This is a genomic window from Alteromonas sp. ABV4_515, from assembly GCF_056160345.1.
Window position 1 is genome coordinate 14,120 of record NZ_JBSWWZ010000002.1, and the last position, 17,134, is coordinate 31,253.

Consider the following 17,134-nt stretch of genomic DNA (forward strand, 5'->3'; position numbering starts at 1 on the left):
GTCAGACCTCTTCTTTCGCAAGCGTCTTATCTACCAAACCAAGTTCTCCACTTGAAATAAGCTGCTCAATATTTACTAAAATGATCATGCGATCATCAACGGTAGCCAGCCCTTTTAAGAACCGACTGTCAAAAATAACGCCAAAATCAGGGGGCGGCCGAACTTCGTCTTCGGTAAGTCGCACGACGTCAGATACACCGTCTACCACAATACCAATCACACGATTGTGAACATGTAACATGATGACAATCGTGAACTCGTTGTAGGTGGGGTTCGGAATATTAAATTTGATGCGTAAATCGATAATAGGAACAATATCACCACGAAGATTCAGTACTCCCTTAATAAACGCCGGGGCGTTGGCGATGGGAGTGACCTTTTCATAGCCACGGATCTCTTTTACCGATGTGATGTCGAGGGCGTAATGCTCGTCGCTGAGAATAAAGCTCAGATATTCCTGAACATCTTTTGCCTGCATGTGGTCGCGGCCGTTACTCATGATGCTTTCTCCTCCTCATAAACCGGACGACAAAGATCGGCAATGGCGTCAGCATCAAGGATCATGGCAACACGACCATCGCCCATAATGGTTGCCCCTGAAATGCCGGGAACCTTGCGATAATGCTGCTCAAGACTCTTAATTACCACTTGCTGTTGGCCGAGCAAGGCGTCAACTTGAATGGCAAAACGTCGCTTACTGCTTTCGAGTAGCACCACTATGCCTTCTGTTGGGTTATCGATAGCGTTGTCTACGTGCATCATTTCGTGAATGGCAATGAGTGGCCAGTATTGTTCTCGAATCCAGAGCAGGTTTTCGTTGCCAATTAACTTGAGCTGTTCAGGCAGTGGCTGCAATGATTCGATGATATTCACCAGCGGGATCACGAAGGTTTGATTACCCACCGCGGCACAAATACCATCGACGATGGCCAGTGTGAGAGGTAAGTGGATATGGAAAGCTGAGCCATAACCTTTGGTGGATTCAATCTCGATACGACCACCAATGGCTTCAATATTTCGTCTTACCACGTCCATGCCAACACCGCGTCCTGATACATCTGTCACTTCAGCGGCAGTGGAGAAGCCAGGTTGGAAAATCAGTAGCCATACTTCGCTGTCAGGCATGTCTGGAGAAACGGGAAGGCCGTTTTCAGTCGCTTTCGCCAAAATCCGTTCGCGGCTTAAACCTGCGCCGTCATCAATAATACTGATAACAATCGAGCTGCCGCGTTGTGCCGCTCGCAGAATAACCGTACCTTTCTCAAGCTTACCGGAGGCTTTTCTTACGTCAGGTTTTTCTACACCATGGTCAATACTGTTTCTCACCAAGTGAGTGAGCGGGTCGACCAGTTTTTCAATCATGCTCTTATCAATTTCAGTGTTGCCACCTTCAATAATAAGGTCGACTTGTTTACCCAGTTTGCTAGATAAATCTCTCACAACCCGTGGGAAACGGTTAAAGGTCATATTCACTGGCAGCATACGCATCGACATCGCCGATTCCTGAATTTCTCGGGTATTGCGCTGCAATTCTACGATGGCGGTCTGTAATTTCTGGCCAACCGCGCCGCTTACTTCATCACCAATCATTGAAAGCATTGATTGAGTAATGACGAGCTCACCTACCAGGTTAACCATGGCATCAATTTTTAAGGTATCGACACGAATAGAAGACGCTTCTGCTTGTTTAGCTACAGGTTTTTTGGCTTTAGGGGCCTTAGCTTTTGCCTTTTCCGCAGCTTTCGCAGCGTCTTCCTGTGCTGCTTTAGCATCTTCGTTAACCGCTTCTAGTGGTTTAAAGAAGCCATATCCGGCTTTCTCTTCTGCCGTTGCAGGTGGCGCGGGTTCGTCATCGAAAAAGCCAAATCCGTCAATGTCGTCGTCTTTTGATGCAGCTTCAGCAGCAGGAGCAGGTTGATCCTCACTGGCTGCTTCAGGTTCATCATCAAAAAAGCCGAAGCCGTCAATATCGTCATCTGCTGAGGCGCTTTCTGTCTGCGTCTCGTCTTGTGCTTCGTCTTCACTGGGAGCAGCTTGACCATCAGCTTCGGCAAGGGCTTTTTCTAATGCCGCCACACCAGTCTCAATTTCTGATGTGGGCAGTTCGCTTTCTGTTTTGTAAGCGTCGAGGATTGTTTTTAGCAGGTCGACGGTTTCAAGGAACAAATCGACGGTAGGCACACTGAGAGAAATTGTTTGCTTACGGGCTTTGTCCAGCAGGTTTTCCATGACATGGGTAAGGCCCGTCAGTGCGTCGAAGCCGAAAATTCCGCTACCGCCTTTAATCGAGTGGGCCGCTCTGAAGATGCTATTGAGTTGTTCAAGATCGGGATCTTCAACATCCAGCTCCATAAGAAGCTGCTCCATGTCATCCAGGTGCTCCTGACTTTCATCAAAGAAGACCGCGTGGAATTGTTCTATATCGATAGACATATTGACGTTTCCTGTACCAACTAACCGAGGACTTTACCTACCACAGCCAGTAACTTCGCCGGGTCAAAAGGCTTAACCATCCATCCTGTTGCTCCAGCGGCTTTCCCTTTCGCTTTCATGTCGTCGCCCGCTTCGGTGGTCAGAACAATAATTGGGGTACGCCCGTATGCTGACATGCCACGCAGGTTTTTGATCAGAGTAAGGCCGTCCATGCGGGGCATATTCTGATCCGTCAATACAAAATCGAAGCGCTTGCTCTTGCACTGGTCCAGTGCATCCTGCCCGTCTACAGCAGTGGTGACTGCATAGCTGGCTGTTTTAAGTGTTAATTCGACCATCTGACGAATTGATGGTGAGTCATCAACAATGAGAATGTTCTTACTCATAATACTCCCGGCGTTCCTAACGTTTTGCACCTTCTCGTGCGCGGACAAATATTTTCGACTTGGTAAAGTCGCACTGGCGTTAAAACAACTCGATATCACCTGCATCTACGCTACTTGCTGACACTGGGTTGTGGTCAAGGTTGGCGCGGTTCTTCATGCTGCTTTGGAAGTCGTCCAGATTTTTATTAACCTGACCTGTATTCCGCTGCCCAAGCAATGGCAGTTGTTCGTTTACTATAGAAAGCATTTCTTCTGAGTAGGTCAGGTTCTGACCGTTAATGTCGCCAAACTGCATACCGCGAATCGCTGAACCAATAGCAGCATCAAGTTGCCCCGAAATACCTTCTAAAGTAGTGGTGGTTTCGGCATCGCTTTCGGCTTTAATGATGATGGCGTCGAGCTCGCCCTGAATGTCGCGCTTGGCAGTAATAATGTAACTGGTGTCCTGCGCAGCGAGGGTTCTCACATCCTGGGTGAGTTCATCGATTTGCACACCAATGTTTTCCATCTGCTTCTTAATGACGCCGCTGAACTGCGTTGAACGATTAGATAGCGCTCGTACTTCATCTGCTACCACCGCAAATCCTCGTCCGGCCTCGCCTGCACGTGCAGCTTCAATGGCTGCGTTCAATGCCAACAAGTTGGTTTGAGCCGAAATATCGTCGATATCACCCAGGGCTTTTAATACCGTAGGCATGGTGTCGTAGATGCGGTTAACTTTTTCTAAAATAGTCGTTGTGCCTTCAGAAATTTGCTCAGTGGAGGCAAGAAATTTGTCCAGTGATTTTTCTGTTTCATCAGCAAAGGTGCGCATACGGTTAGAGTACATTTCGCCACTGTCAGAGTCGGCTTGAATAAGGCGGGTAATACAGCCATTTTGTTCACCTACCAGGCGCTGCAAATTTAAAAATGCTTCGGTGAGTGTGGTAACAGCATCGTTCTGGGTATTTAAAATGTCACCCAGGTTTTTTTCGCACTCGGTGAGTATGCCCGACATGCGATCTGCCGCACTCGACAGATCTGAATCATCAGCGGAGGAGGAAAATACAGGTTCTGAGACACTAGCCTCAGAAGGTTTTGATGCAGTAGCGGATTCGGATGCCGGTAATCGTGAAGATAAAAACACCCCCGCAGCGGCAATGACAACAGCCAGATAAGTCAGACCAACAGAAACCAGAACGAGTCCCACAATGAGACTGACTATGGCTCCAATAATTGTTATGCGTGGTGTATTTGTAAGTTCGCCCATATTTAGTCTGCTACTCATCTAAATGCTTTTTGAAGGTTCTACTGCTGCACGTTACTGGCACAATTCAGGTTATTTGAATTCATGTGCACAGATATTCCGTCAATTGCCGACATTTCGAAGTTGTCTGATTTGTCGTCAGTAGTGCGTTAATTTAGTTATAGACAAGAATTTCAGTATTGAAAGGAATGAAGAAAAAAATTTCTTATTCGTCAGGGGCGTTTTGAGGTTTATGTTTAGAACGGTTTTGGTCGAATGTTGATGTGCTGTTGGGGTCTCGAAAATTATTGATGGTATTAGGGTATGTTGAGAGTGGGCACTAACTATTGATTTTTGCTGATTGATTTAGATTTTCGATGTTAGGTATGGCAATTACACACATTTAGAACGTATGTATACGTGTTTTTTTTGAGTTAAGCATGGTGTAAAGGCATCATACTGACCCCAAATTTTCCACATGGCACTGCATGTTTTGCGCGTTTTTGGTTTTGTAATGGCGTTTAAATTTATTCTTTTGAGCAAAAAATAAGGCCGACAAACGTCGGCCTTATCGTCCATTCATTCCGTTCTTAACGATTAGAATGTGTAATTTAACTTGGTGTAGTAGTAGCCACCTTGCCAATCGACAATAGAGCTAGCGCGGTAGATCGAACCACAGCACTCGTCACCCGTGGTATCTGGATCGGGGTATTCATCAAAGATATTCCGTGCACCGGCACTCAACGACAAGCTCTCGCTAATGTGATAGGTCGCTTCTAGATCGAACTGTACTTCTGCACCGTAAGTCTGGATAAATGTGCCGCCATCAGCCATGTTTTCGTATTCACCGTAGTAGTTCATACGCGCCACAAGGAGCCAGTCTTCATAGTTATGCTTAACCGACACCACAGCGCGGGTTTCAGGCATGCTGTTTTCAAAGTCGAATCTATCAGACGCGTTAAAGAAGCCTTCTGGATCAGCATCGATAGTACTGGTGTTGTAGTTCAGTGAACCCATGATGGTGGTTGCACCAATGTCCGACTCCATGTTGTACGTTGCAACAACATCCACACCTTCGGTAGTGGTATCAAACGCGTTCTGGAAGAAGAACACACCACCAATTGAAGCGGCACCCGCTACGCCAGCATTATCTAGCGCAAGGTAGCGCTCATAATCGGAAGGATCTTCAGCATCCGGGTCGCTAGATACATCCAACGTTGAAACGGAGTTCAGGCGATCTTCCAGTTCAATGTTGTAGTAATCGACTGTTAGCGTGAAGTCACCGTATTCAGCGGTTAAACCTAGCGTAAAGTTGGTTGATTTTTCAGGCGCAAGCGGGCTTGCACCCAAGGCCTGTGCAACGTCACTACTGGCCGGGAACAGGCCCGTTGCTACTGGCAGGCCATTAGGCAGGCGTGTTGAAACGTTGGTGGTACCTTGCTGACCCGGGGTTGGGGCACGGAAACCAGTACCGTACGATGAACGTACTGCAATTTCATCAGTGATCTGATAAATCGCGGCAACTTTATAAACCAGTTCCGAACCGAAGTCAGAATAATCTTCATAGCGTAATGCTGCTTGGGCAAAAATCTCATCTGTAATGTCGCCAGAAACATCGGCGTATACAGCGTAAGAATCCCGAGTGTATTCACCTGAGAACTCTGGTGAGTATCCAGGGAAGCCGTTTGAACCCACACCAACAACAGTATAAACAGGGTCATTTTCGTCGGCACAATCAAGCCCTGCTACGGTAGCGCCCAGGTCTGTAGGAACATCGCCGTTACAGAATCCCCATGGATCGGGACCTGCATAAGGACCCGCGAAGTATGAGTCTTCTTCACCGCCAGAGATATCATACGATTCATCCAGGTAGCTTAAACCGAAAGCGAGAATGTAGTTTTCAAGATCATAGGTGAAGTCAGCTTGTAATTGCTTTTCTTCGTTAGTCAGTGAACCCGGCTTGAAGGAAGTGGGCGACTCGTTACCCATTGACGGGTTAACTGTGTTAGATAGGGTGTAGTCGATTTCACTCGAACCAATACGACCACTTACATCGTAAGTCCAGTTACCGGTCATGCCTTTAACACCGCCAACAAATGAGTAGTCGGTCATGTCACCAAAGAAACGAGGCGTAAAGCCGCCGGGGAAGAATTCCAATGGGCTCCAAACTGTACCGTCTTCAAGACGAATATCTTCAATGGTGCCGTTGCCCGGATAGCGGTAGTAGAAAGAACCATCACCTTCAGTTTTGGAATAATTACCGAACGCATATAGCTCGACTTCATCAGTAATCGTGTAGCCTGAGTTAAAGAAGAAGCGTTGACCACTGTTATTAGGTTGACCCCAAGGCTGCACCTCATCTGACCCATGTATGGCATTCGCGCTAGCCAATGCATCGGCAATATATTCATCAGATTGATCGGTTACACAAAACCACTCTTCGCAATATTGCTCACCGCGGTAAGTCGCATCGGCGTCAGTAATTTCAGCTGAAATACTCAAGAAACCATTGTCACCTAACGCGAAACCTTTGTTACCACTAATAACGAATTGATCACCGTCGCCTTCGTAGTATTGGCCCCACTCTGCAGACAATGAACCGCCTTCGTCATTGTTCTTCAACTGAAAGTTGATAACACCGGCTATTGCATCCGAACCGTATTGTGCTGCGGCACCGTCACGAAGTACTTCAACTGAGCCAATTGCAGCTGTTGGTATAGTCGCAAGATCTGGTCCCTGCGTACCAGAGCCACCAATTTCTACCAGCGCGGCACGATGGCGACGCTTTGAGTTTACCAATACCAGTGTTTTATCCGTAGGCAGACCACGCAGTGTTGCCGGACGAATAAAGGTACCACCATCGGAAATAGGCTGGCGAGAAAGTGAATAAGATGGAACGAGTGTTTTCATAACATCGTTCATATCGGAGAATGCAACGCCTTCCATATCTTCAGCGGTAAGTACGTCTACAGGAACTGGAGAACTGGTTACCGAACGCGGAGCACCACGTGCACCAACAACCGCGATTTTCTCCACGTTGGCATCAGATGCCGCATCAGGAGTTTCTGTTTCTTGCGCATAAACCGATGGCGCCATTGCCATCGCTAACGTCATACCGGTTAATCCGGCATAAATTGACGCACTTAGTCTTTTTATTTTCATGTGTGTGTTCCCAGATTTTATTGCCTGATTACTTTTCTGTTTTAGGGCGCCGTTCCGGGAGTCGGTCATCGCGCCCAACCTTGGCTCACAGCAGCACCATTTGGATGCAACCAGTTGCAGACAGCGATGTGATGCTGCTTACTGCTGTGTAAAACCAGACTAAAAAATCGCGACTACTTCTAGGAAGAAAAAAGAATATTGAGGGCTATCGTAAAAATATTGAGCTAACTAAAAATCTTATATAAAACAGCGACTAATTAATGAGCGCTGCTTTTGAAAAAAATTTTCAGAGCGACACTAGCAACGAAAAGTTAACAATTTATATCTGTCTATATCTCGATTGGTGGCATGTAAGTTGCTGAACTATAAGTAAATATGCATGGTCACTTTTTGTCTAGCATGGAGTTAAACAAATAGGAGATGGCAAGGCGGTTTGTTCTTAGTTAGGTGTAAATAGGCACGTCATGAATTCTAAGCAATTACAGTATTTTCTGACCACACTACAAAAAGGAAGTATAGCGGCTGCTGCGAGAGAACTGGATATTGCGCAGCCTGCCATTAGCCAACAACTGGCAAACCTCGAACGCGAAATGGGTGTTTCCCTGTTACGTCGAAGTTTTAAAGGGGTATCGTTAACTGAAGCCGGGGAGTTGTTTGCAACCCATGCTCGGCGGCTGGTGGACGACATCAACGCAGCAAAAGCCGAATTACAACACCTGATTGCTGAGCAGTCAGGCGTTATCAGGGTAGGTATGTTGGCGTCTATGAGCAATGTGTTGTCTATGTCGCTACTTTCTGAAGTAAAACGGTCAGCCAGTAAACTTAAATTGGATATTAGCACTGGCCCGTCGTATTCGGTAAAGGGCTGGTTAGAATCAAATCAAGTAGATATCGCAATCACCTATGAACAGGATGTTGATCCTAAGTTGATGGTCTGTGAGCCACTCATTGAGGAATACATGCATTTGGTGGTGGGTATCAATGAGCAATCTGATACTTACCAGAAGCTTAAACATCGCGATGCGATTAAGTTTTGGGAATTAAGCCAATTTGAGCTTCTCACGCCGGGAGAAAGAGATGCGCTCGGTAAACTGATTCATGAATATGAGAAAATTACCGGCGTGGCGTTGTGTCACAATACCGCCTATTCCGGCCATTTAATGACAGGCTTACGTCAGCTATTGCAAGGCGAAGGGGCAATGATATTACCAACATCCGCCATTTTTCACTTAGAAGAAAGCGGGTTAGTGAAAGCGCTAAAAATTGAAGAGCCTGAAATGCGTCGAACCGTAACAATGGCAACAAATCGGAGTGCGTCATTAACCGATGCGAACTTGAAGATGCAGGAAGTCATTAGACGGGTGACGGCAATGGAGCAGAAGCTTCAGCATTGGCGAGGAGACTTGAAATGCCGTCAGCCTGCCATTGCTTGTGCTTGAGCGGTTTCTGGTGATATTTCCTGTTCAGGTAGTCTGATATCAATACAAACGGGCAAGTGGTCTGAGAGCAGGCGAGTTTGGTGATTCTTAAGTCGCTTCACCCTTCGGGTTTTTATATTCGCCGAAGTCCATACTCTGTCGAGAGAGAAGATAGGGAAGTTACTCGGAAATGTAGCGCCTACTTTGTGTTGAATCAAAACTTCATCAATCGCTTTGAATGCCTTGGTGAAAAACTGCCATTCGTTAAAATCACCGGCGAGCACCAATGGCACTGGGCGGTCTGTAATACGTTTTTCAATATATTCGTGAAGCTTGGCGAACTGCGAGCGACGCTCCTGTTTTTTTAGCCCTTTATGCGTGTTAATGACAGTAAGCGGGCCAGACGGTGTCAGCAGCTCAACGGCCTGAACATTCCGCGGTTGAAAACCATCCATGCTTACATCCAGCGTTTCGTTACTAATAACCGGGAAACGCGTGAGTACGGCGTTACCGTACCACCCGCTTTCCAATTCAATGGCTGGTGAGGGAACTAATTCAAATACCTGGCTGGCACATATATCTCGTACATCTGTGCTGATATCCCGATGTTCAGGACGAGTATCCATTTCCTGAAGCAATACGATATCTGCGCCAATCTCAGCCAGGTAACTTCCTATTCTGCGATAGTCATGCTTATTATCTCTTCCCACACCGCTATGAATGTTATAGGTAACTATGCGACACATTCTTCACCCTTAGTTTTATCTACTTGCTGCTGCTTACGAGCCTGATAAGACTTTGCCAGTTTTTGTGACCCCCAAATCATCAGGCCCCACAAAACGATACCGCCGACCAGGTAGCTGATGGTCTCAGGAGACGGGTTGCGGAAAATTTGTGTGATGGAATCTCCCACCAAACCTTTAGCAATCATGGGTGGGAACATGCCAAGGAAAGTACCTACCAAAAATTGCATCAGACCGATGGATGATATTCCTGCGACTAAATTAACTAAGCTAAACGGAGCGATAGGCAGCATACGGATGGCTGCCACTCCGACAATGCCACTGGTTTTCAGTTTGGCATCTACCGCTTCAACTTTAGGGCCGCCGATTTTCCGCAGACCAGCGTTACCGGCTACTTTACCAACACCGAACATGCTGGCTGAACTGAGGAGCGCACCGAGGATGCCATACAGCGGCCCCCAAATAGGACCAAATATGGCTGAAACCGCCAAGGACATAACGGTAACAGGGAAGAAGAAGAATCCGCCGACTACGTACACCATCAGTACGGTAGGCAATGCGAAGTAGGTGCCTCGACTTTCTTCTAGAAAAGCGTTGATATTGTCGGTAGACAGCCACGGAATGAAGTGGCTAGCGACGACCAAGGCCGCAGCTAACGCGGCAATCACCATCACGCCGATGCCAATCATAATTGTACGACGACGAGGGTTACGTATTGGCATGGCTTCACCGCCCAATGTTGGAAGAGGGGGAATGAGCGGTTCTTCCGGATCGGATAAACGAGAAAAGAAATTTTGCCCGGTTTCCTGATCAGTGAAGATTTCATCGTGAACCTGCGTAAGCACATAACCATGAGCAAGTTGGCCCTCCATCAAGGCCCTTACTGGGTTAGGTTCTTCCATGAGTGCTGCAACCTGATTAACCGTACGACCGGTATGTTCAGCCAATAGATCGTTGCGGATACGAGCCACTTCACGGCGATTCTCTTCATTGTTTCCAAACAGTACCATATCAATTTCGGTATCCAGTGACATTGAACGGTTACTGATGTTTGACGACCCAATCACTGCGTAGCGGTCATCGATAGTCATCACTTTCGAGTGGATACGTTTGGTTGCATGTTGGCCGTGTTCGTCTGTGATTGAAGAATAGGTCATCACCACACGTTCAGGATCGACACCTTTCTCTAAGATTTTCTTAAATTCAATACGGCCAGCCCAGAACGCCTCGCATTCAAACTTACCCTTAGGCTCGTAAGAACTCACGATCACAACGTGTAAATCTGGCTTTTCTTTCATGCGACGGTTCAACGCTTCCGCAATTTCTTGCCGCGAAGTGAACTGGTTTTCGATAAAAATAATGCGCTCTGCTTCGGAGATTAGATCCAGCAGCATGTGGCGTACTTCCTGAACAGGCTCTACCTCGTCCATAAAAGGAATGGTACGGGCAAGCGCACAGTCGACTTTGCGGAACCATGGCTCATAATCTTCTGGCCATGCTTCGGGAAGGGGAGAATCGATATCCGTTTTCGCATTTTCACGTATGGTAATGGGCTTTTCTTCTGCAACACGTAGCCAACGCCAGCGCACTAATTCGCTAAACCGCGCAACCACAGGCCCAGCAGAGACAATTTGAACATCGTGAAGAGGCGTATAAGGGCCATCAGGTCCGTTACGTTCTTCACTTTCAATGGGATGGTCGCGGGTGTCCCAGCGATTGGTGGAAATGTCCATGCCGCCAGAAAAAACCAATTCATCATCAATGACGATGATTTTCTGGTGCTGGCTGCCTCCCATGGGGATGGTGTCATCTAATTCCGTAAGCACGTTATCGGGCGTTTTCTCGTCCCAGACTTCTTTTGCCCACATTTCTCGTTGCGCAAAAAACGCCAGCGATGAATCCCAGCGTAATAGATAAATTTTCATGTCCGGGTTTTGCTCAGCCTTCCATGCAAGCAAGTCACTCACTACCGAAGGCGCTTCTGAATTTGCTTCATCTTCGCCACGCAGTAATCGAATGCGGCTATCGATATCCCAGCCGACAATAAAGATGCTGTGTTTCGCCTTCAAAATGGCAGAGTGAAGGGCTTTGTAGTAATTACCACAGTCAATCAATGGGGTCGCAAAGCTCGCCTGACTGGTTGCCCAGCAGTTTTCTCCCTGCTTGAATATAGAGTTAGTTGCTGACATTGTTCCTCCTCATGCCAACCCGGAATGAGTGTTTCAATTACAAATGAGTGGAAGGTTGCAGAATATGTTCCAGTTTCGAGAACACACAAAAGAAGTGTAAGCTGCTGAATTATCGTGACTAAATTATTTTAGTGAAAGTGTGCAGCGCGGTTCGATCCCGTAGGCAGGGAAACTTTTCTGCAGCGTTTGTAGAATTTGCTTACTGAAATTGTATTAGGCTGAGTAGTAAAAAGCGGGAAAAGTGTGGGAAGGTTAATTGCGGTTAAAACGAAAACAGGCCAGCGATGCTGACCTGCTTGATTCTACTATTAGAACCGGTACTCAACACCGACACTTGCCTGATTCAGATCTGTGTCAAAGTCGGTATCACTAAAATTATCCGCCAACTCTCCGGCGTCTAAATCAGCGTCATAAACGGTGTATTCAGCATTTACCAGGAAGTTCTTGGTAATGTTGTAGGAAAGACCTGCGCCAATGAAAAGACTTTCGTCATCATAGCTGCCAGAAACGCCACCGACGTTGTAGTCTGACTCCCACCACAGTTGCCCTGCTTTGGCATAAACAGAGAAGCGATTGGTAATTGGCAAGATACCCTTTACGGCTGCTGTGTAACCGTCTGAGTCTGCCCGTGACAGGTTGTTACCATAGTCACCGAAATCAATGTAAGAGCCTTCAACAGCGATGTAGCGGTTAAATCGATAGCCAACTAAACCCTGCCATACATCATTGTCATCGTCGAAATCGTCGTGACCATCTACGTTCAGATAACCGTAGTTACCGCCAACATAAAAGCCGGCGTCGTCTTGCCAGGGCGTATCCAAAGATTGTGCCTGAGAGCCGAAAGTAGCCAGAGAAGTGAGTGCAGCGATACCCGCGATTGCTTTTAATGAAATTTTCATTATCTATGTCCTCAAAATGAATGTAGCAGAAGGAATGCGCTGTAGTGATCCCAGAAAAATAAGAAGGATCAGAGAATGTCGTAAAGGCAAAAAGCGCAATCCAGTATCACTTAAACAGTATCAAGTACTGTGCCATACACCGATGTATGTAAAATGAACGATTTTAACCGTTAAACAACACTTCTTGTTTGCTTTGTGAACATTTGCGGTATTTCTAATGAAACTGCTTCAAACCAGATTGTATCTATTACAGGGAACATCCTTCCGTATTTGAAACAAATCTGCCATTGCTTTATTTTTCTCATTCAGATGATGCAGAATGCGCATATACCTAATCACGGACGACCTGCCCATGAAACGACTCTGCTTTTTTATATTGTTTCTTCACCTGAACGGAGACCTTGCGTTGGCTGATAATTGGACCCGCACTGAAATCGATTTATATCCAACGGCGATCCCCGGAGAAATTAGTCACACGACTTCTGAATATGTTGGCAGGCAAACGGTGGGCGATCAGTCTGTCGTGGCGGTGGACAAACCTGAATTGACAATGGTTGCTCCACAGCCGGAGGCCCGTAATGGTACGGCGGTGTTAATCATGCCGGGCGGCGGTTACCAGCATCTTGCTATCGACAAGGAAGGCTTTAAGGTTGCTGAGCGTTTTGCTGAAGTTGGTATAACCGCATTTGTTTTAAAGTATCGCATGCCTCTTGCGGCCAACATGGAAAATCCGTCAACCGGACCATTGCAAGATGCACAGCAGGCTATGACGCTAATTCGCAAAAATGCGGAAAAATGGGGGCTGAATAATGAACGAATTGGCGTTATGGGATTTTCAGCCGGTGGACATCTGGCATCTACCGTTGCAACACATTTCAAGAAACCGGTACAGGCGGTTCATAGCCGAAAGGGATTGCGTCCGGATTTTCAAATTCTGATATACCCGGTAGTTTCAATGACTGATGGCGTTACCCATGAAGGTTCAAGAACCTCACTGCTAGGTGACAACTACGATAAAGGAATGATTCAACGCTTCTCTGCTGAGATGAATGTAACGACTAATACGCCTCCCGCTTTCATTGTTCACGCTAACGATGATAAAGCGGTGCCAGTAACCAACGCACTTAATTATCACCGAGCATTGATTAACAAACGTGTTCCGGTGCAAATGTTACTCTTACCAGACGGCGGCCATGGCTTTGGAATGCGTCATCCCATCGACTGGTTTGAAGCTATGCTTTCCTGGATGAAAGCGTATGGCATTTTCGATGAGAAAAACTCTTAAACTACGCTCAGAACATCCAGTGCTTTTAAAATATTAAGTCGGTTAAGTTGTTAACCGACACCTTCTATTTGTTTTTCAGAACCCTCATCCAATAGGTTAATTCCCGGTTGATACCAACCCATTCGCCAATTTTTACGATTCTAAGACGCACAAATCAAGAAGTTAAAAATGTAAAATTTAAGTTATGAATACGTATGCATGATGTTGCTCTAAATTTCACCACAAGGATAAGATTTAAGCTGGAATAAAAAGTAGTGTCCGGAAATGTTCGCTGGTTTCCGGGTAAAAAATAACTATTGGAACGCCCAGCATGAAAATATTTAAACCTAACATAATTACCCTCGGCCTATTGGCCAGCGGTCTCATCCTCTCCAGTTCTGCGTTGCACGCTCAGCAGGCTGAAGAGTCCGAAACAGCCAATGACGATGAAACCATTGAGCGTATTGAAGTACGCGGTTTTAGCTCGAGTCTGATCCAGTCCCTCAATCAGAAACGGTTTAGTGATACGGTCACCGAACAGATTTCTGCCGATGACTTAGGGGGATTACCCGACGTGTCAATGGCCGATGCGCTGACTCGGTTGCCGGGGATTTCGGCTGTACGAACCGGTGGTCAGGCGGCAGAAATTAACATTCGCGGTTTGTCTGGTGACTTTGTTTTCTCAACATTAAATGGCCGTGAACAGATTTCTACCAGTGGTAGTCGCGCCATTGAATTTGACCAGTATCCTTCAGAATTAATTAATTCAGCGGCGGTGTATAAATCGCCAAAAGCCTCACTGATAGAAGGCGGCGTGGCCGGTACCGTAGAGCTGCAAACCGCGAGTGCGCTGGCTAATGAACAGACTCACACGTTTAATGCGAATGTTCGTGGCATGTTCAATGACAGGGCCAGCGAGATCCCTGATGCAGAAGAATATGGTCATCGCATTAGCTTTTCCTATCAGGGAAAGTTTATGGATGACACCGTAGGGGTATCGTTAGGTTATGCACGTTTGTTTCAGCCTAGCGTTTCAACCCAATTTATTGGTTTTGCCTACAATGGCGCTGTCGACGTAGATGGTATCGAAGGTGACAACGATGCCGCCGGTACTGACTGCCCTGAGTGCGAATACATTTCCGAAGGATTTGAAATGCAGCACAAAGGGGGAGAAGAAACCCTTAACGGTTACATGGCTTCAGTAGAGTGGGCGCCTACCGACAACTTTAAACTGAAAGCTGACGCCTTTCTCTCTAAATTTGACTCAGAAGCGTTCGCCCGTGGTTTCCGGGTAAAACTCGGCGGCATCAATGCCAATATTATCAATCCCGTGGTGGTAAATAATAGTGTGATCGGAGGCACATTTACCCGCTCTGATAGCAGCTTTACCCGGGTAGAGCTGGTGAATGATGACAACCAGGACTTCGATCAGGTGGCAAGTTTCGGCATTAAAGCTGACTGGCAGATAACGGATAATCTAAGTGCCCAGTTTGACGTGTCTAAATCCACCGCAGAAAGCGATTTTCGTAATGGTTTGCTTTGGTCTCTGGTTGCGGAAGACGCGAATGCCGCCAATCCCACCTTCGATGAAAACGTGCAAATCAGCTATTTGCTGAATGGGCTCAACCTGCCTGATCTCGCGTTCAATCAAACTGATGCGTTTACCGATTTAAATCGGGCGATGATCAGTAAATACGGGATTTATCCGTATGAGAACGAGGATGATTTGGATGCTTACCGTGCAGATTTCCAATACTTTCTCGACTTGCCTGTCTTATCTGGTATCGAGTTTGGCTATCGCTATTCGGATCGCGAATTCAGTAACGATCGCGCTATTTTCGAGTTCGGAAACGATGGCGGATTCTCAGTGAGTCAACCGCCTCTGAACATAACGGAAGGGATGTCTGAGGTAGTGGACTGGTCTGGTGCCTTTTCGTATTTCCCAAGCTACCTTTCTATCGATTTAAATTCGGCACTGAACGCCTGGTTTCCTGACGGTATTCCACAACCCGCGCAAACCTGGGGCCCTGGTGCCGCGGGTGTGATCAATGGCGATGGTACAAACGCCGCGTCGGCCTGGACGATACAGGAAAGTGGTGAAGTATTCGAAACTGTAAACGCTGCATATTTGATGGCGAAACTGGACACGGAATTGTTTGGCATACCCATGACCGGAAATGTGGGTGTCCGCTATGTTCGCACTAAACAAGCTTCAACAACGCTTCAGCGCGCAACACGCCTGGTTACCGATCCCGAGACCGGTGTGAGTGAGGAAGTCAGTGACCCTACCGCCGGCGCGCAAAACATTACAGATGAGTTGGGGCTGATTAATAACTTCTATCGCCCAACCATTCTGACCCATGAATTTACTGATGTATTGCCGTCGATAAACTTAAATTTCAAGCTGACCGACAATTCCCAGTTACGGGTTGCTGCCGCGAAAGTCATGGGGCGTGCGCCAATCAACCGTTTCGCAGCCAATGCCTCTACTACCGTGGAAACCATTACCGCGACGATGGACAGAGACTCAGGGGAAGTTACCTTGTCTCAACCTACCGCCCGGGTAAACGGTTCAGCACGCAACAGCCCTTATCTTGAACCGTTTTACGCGACCCAATATGACTTGTCTTACGAGTATTACTTCGACGAGACCGATGGTGCGCTGGTGGTAGCTGGCTTCTATAAGAACATCGAGTCATTCATCGAGAATATCGCCGTTGAACCCTACGACTTTGAAGGAAATGGATTCACCGTACCAGACTCGGTGCAGGTTCCCGTATACCTGGAAAGTGAATTTAGCGGGCAGGAGCCAGAGCTGGCATTGGATGCGGCCGGTGATCCGTTGTTTGTGACCGTGCCAACCGAAAATGGCCGTTACGAAACGGCAATTAACAATGCGGAAGGCGGTTATATTCGTGGTGTCGAAATTGCCTACACCGAGATCTACAGCATGTTGCCTGGCATGTGGTCTGGATTAGGTATGAGCGCCAGCTATTCGTTCACAGAAAGTGAGATTCAGCGCACATTGAGCGAAGGCGTGTTTGCCAGCCAATTGCCTGGACTCTCTGAAAACGTGATAACGGCGACGCTGTTCTGGGAGTACGAAGGTTTCGAAACTCGGGTGTCTGCCCGCTATCGTGATGCCTTCGTATCGCAGCAGGTAGCGGTAAATGATCAAACCGTAAACTTCGACGATGAGCTGGTGATTGACTATCAGGCCTCCTACGAAATTAACGACAATTTGAGCATGCTGTTTCAGGTAAACAACCTCACCGACGAACCTACCCGAAGCTATTTCTCGACACCGGAGCAAACAGGCACGCTGCAATTCTTCGGTACCCAGTATTACCTCGGTCTGACCTATTCACTGTGAGAACAATAATCATGAACAAACTGAATAGCGCCAAAGCGAATA

The 17,134-nt window shown here is 47.0% G+C and carries 11 protein-coding genes; 3 read left to right on the forward strand and 8 right to left on the reverse strand.

Annotated elements, in window-relative coordinates; translation table 11 throughout:
• Window position 1: 1 nt before the first annotated feature.
• The 5 genes from ACXAGX_RS04545 to ACXAGX_RS04565 form a co-directional block, all read right to left on the reverse strand.
• Complete coding sequence (locus tag ACXAGX_RS04545) at window positions 2-499, reverse strand: chemotaxis protein CheW (RefSeq protein ID WP_070126323.1); 498 nt, start codon at window positions 497-499, stop codon at window positions 2-4.
• Window positions 496-2,433, reverse strand: coding sequence for a chemotaxis protein CheA (locus ACXAGX_RS04550; protein WP_474836842.1), 1,938 nt, complete (start codon window positions 2,431-2,433; stop codon window positions 496-498). Before ACXAGX_RS04550 ends, ACXAGX_RS04545 begins: the two co-directional genes overlap by 4 nt.
• A 20-nt stretch (window positions 2,434-2,453) precedes the next feature.
• A complete protein-coding gene (locus ACXAGX_RS04555) occupies window positions 2,454-2,819 on the reverse strand; it encodes a response regulator (RefSeq protein WP_474820441.1) in 366 nt (121 codons plus the stop codon).
• A 79-nt stretch (window positions 2,820-2,898) separates the two neighbouring features.
• Complete coding sequence (locus ACXAGX_RS04560; protein ID WP_474836844.1) at window positions 2,899-4,068, reverse strand: methyl-accepting chemotaxis protein; 1,170 nt, start codon at window positions 4,066-4,068, stop codon at window positions 2,899-2,901.
• 573 nt (window positions 4,069-4,641) lie between these two features.
• A complete protein-coding gene (locus ACXAGX_RS04565; RefSeq protein WP_474836846.1) occupies window positions 4,642-7,206 on the reverse strand; it encodes a TonB-dependent receptor plug domain-containing protein in 2,565 nt (854 codons plus the stop codon).
• A gap of 464 nt (window positions 7,207-7,670) precedes the next feature.
• Here ACXAGX_RS04565 and ACXAGX_RS04570 point away from each other — a divergent pair, with 464 nt between their 5' ends.
• Entirely contained in the window at window positions 7,671-8,645 is a 975-nt protein-coding gene (locus tag ACXAGX_RS04570) for a LysR family transcriptional regulator (RefSeq protein ID WP_474836848.1), read from the forward strand.
• Here the strand turns inward: ACXAGX_RS04570 and ACXAGX_RS04575 are convergent.
• From ACXAGX_RS04575 to ACXAGX_RS04585, 3 genes are all read right to left on the reverse strand, one after another.
• Window positions 8,621-9,370: an endonuclease/exonuclease/phosphatase family protein gene (locus tag ACXAGX_RS04575; RefSeq protein ID WP_474836851.1), complete on the reverse strand. Its 750-nt coding sequence runs from the start codon at window positions 9,368-9,370 to the stop codon at window positions 8,621-8,623. The two genes, ACXAGX_RS04570 and ACXAGX_RS04575, sit on opposite strands and share 25 nt — an antisense overlap.
• Window positions 9,358-11,556: a VTT domain-containing protein gene (locus tag ACXAGX_RS04580; protein WP_474836853.1), complete on the reverse strand. Its 2,199-nt coding sequence runs from the start codon at window positions 11,554-11,556 to the stop codon at window positions 9,358-9,360. Before ACXAGX_RS04580 ends, ACXAGX_RS04575 begins: the two co-directional genes overlap by 13 nt.
• A gap of 308 nt (window positions 11,557-11,864) precedes the next feature.
• On the reverse strand, window positions 11,865-12,455 hold the full coding sequence (locus tag ACXAGX_RS04585) for a porin family protein (RefSeq protein ID WP_474836855.1): 591 nt from the start codon (window positions 12,453-12,455) through the stop codon (window positions 11,865-11,867).
• Window positions 12,456-12,861: 406 nt separating this feature from the next.
• Here ACXAGX_RS04585 and ACXAGX_RS04590 point away from each other — a divergent pair, with 406 nt between their 5' ends.
• Together ACXAGX_RS04590 and ACXAGX_RS04595 are read left to right on the forward strand one after the other, a co-directional pair.
• Window positions 12,862-13,740 carry an alpha/beta hydrolase gene (locus ACXAGX_RS04590; protein WP_474836857.1) on the forward strand — a complete coding sequence of 293 codons (879 nt, stop codon included), beginning with the start codon at window positions 12,862-12,864 and terminating at the stop codon, window positions 13,738-13,740.
• A 310-nt stretch (window positions 13,741-14,050) separates the two neighbouring features.
• Complete coding sequence (locus tag ACXAGX_RS04595; RefSeq protein ID WP_474836859.1) at window positions 14,051-17,092, forward strand: TonB-dependent receptor; 3,042 nt, start codon at window positions 14,051-14,053, stop codon at window positions 17,090-17,092.
• The last annotated feature ends 42 nt before the right edge of the window (window positions 17,093-17,134 follow it).

Coding starts and splice junctions, on each gene's coding strand:
- ACXAGX_RS04545 (WP_070126323.1), bottom strand. CDS start 499: ATGAGTAACGGCCGCGACCACATGCAGGCAAAAGATGTTCAGGAATAT.
- ACXAGX_RS04550 (WP_474836842.1), bottom strand. CDS start 2,433: ATGTCTATCGATATAGAACAATTCCACGCGGTCTTCTTTGATGAAAGT.
- ACXAGX_RS04555 (WP_474820441.1), bottom strand. CDS start 2,819: ATGAGTAAGAACATTCTCATTGTTGATGACTCACCATCAATTCGTCAG.
- ACXAGX_RS04560 (WP_474836844.1), bottom strand. CDS start 4,068: ATGGGCGAACTTACAAATACACCACGCATAACAATTATTGGAGCCATA.
- ACXAGX_RS04565 (WP_474836846.1), bottom strand. CDS start 7,206: ATGAAAATAAAAAGACTAAGTGCGTCAATTTATGCCGGATTAACCGGT.
- ACXAGX_RS04570 (WP_474836848.1), top strand. CDS start 7,671: ATGAATTCTAAGCAATTACAGTATTTTCTGACCACACTACAAAAAGGA.
- ACXAGX_RS04575 (WP_474836851.1), bottom strand. CDS start 9,370: ATGTGTCGCATAGTTACCTATAACATTCATAGCGGTGTGGGAAGAGAT.
- ACXAGX_RS04580 (WP_474836853.1), bottom strand. CDS start 11,556: ATGTCAGCAACTAACTCTATATTCAAGCAGGGAGAAAACTGCTGGGCA.
- ACXAGX_RS04585 (WP_474836855.1), bottom strand. CDS start 12,455: ATGAAAATTTCATTAAAAGCAATCGCGGGTATCGCTGCACTCACTTCT.
- ACXAGX_RS04595 (WP_474836859.1), top strand. CDS start 14,051: ATGAAAATATTTAAACCTAACATAATTACCCTCGGCCTATTGGCCAGC.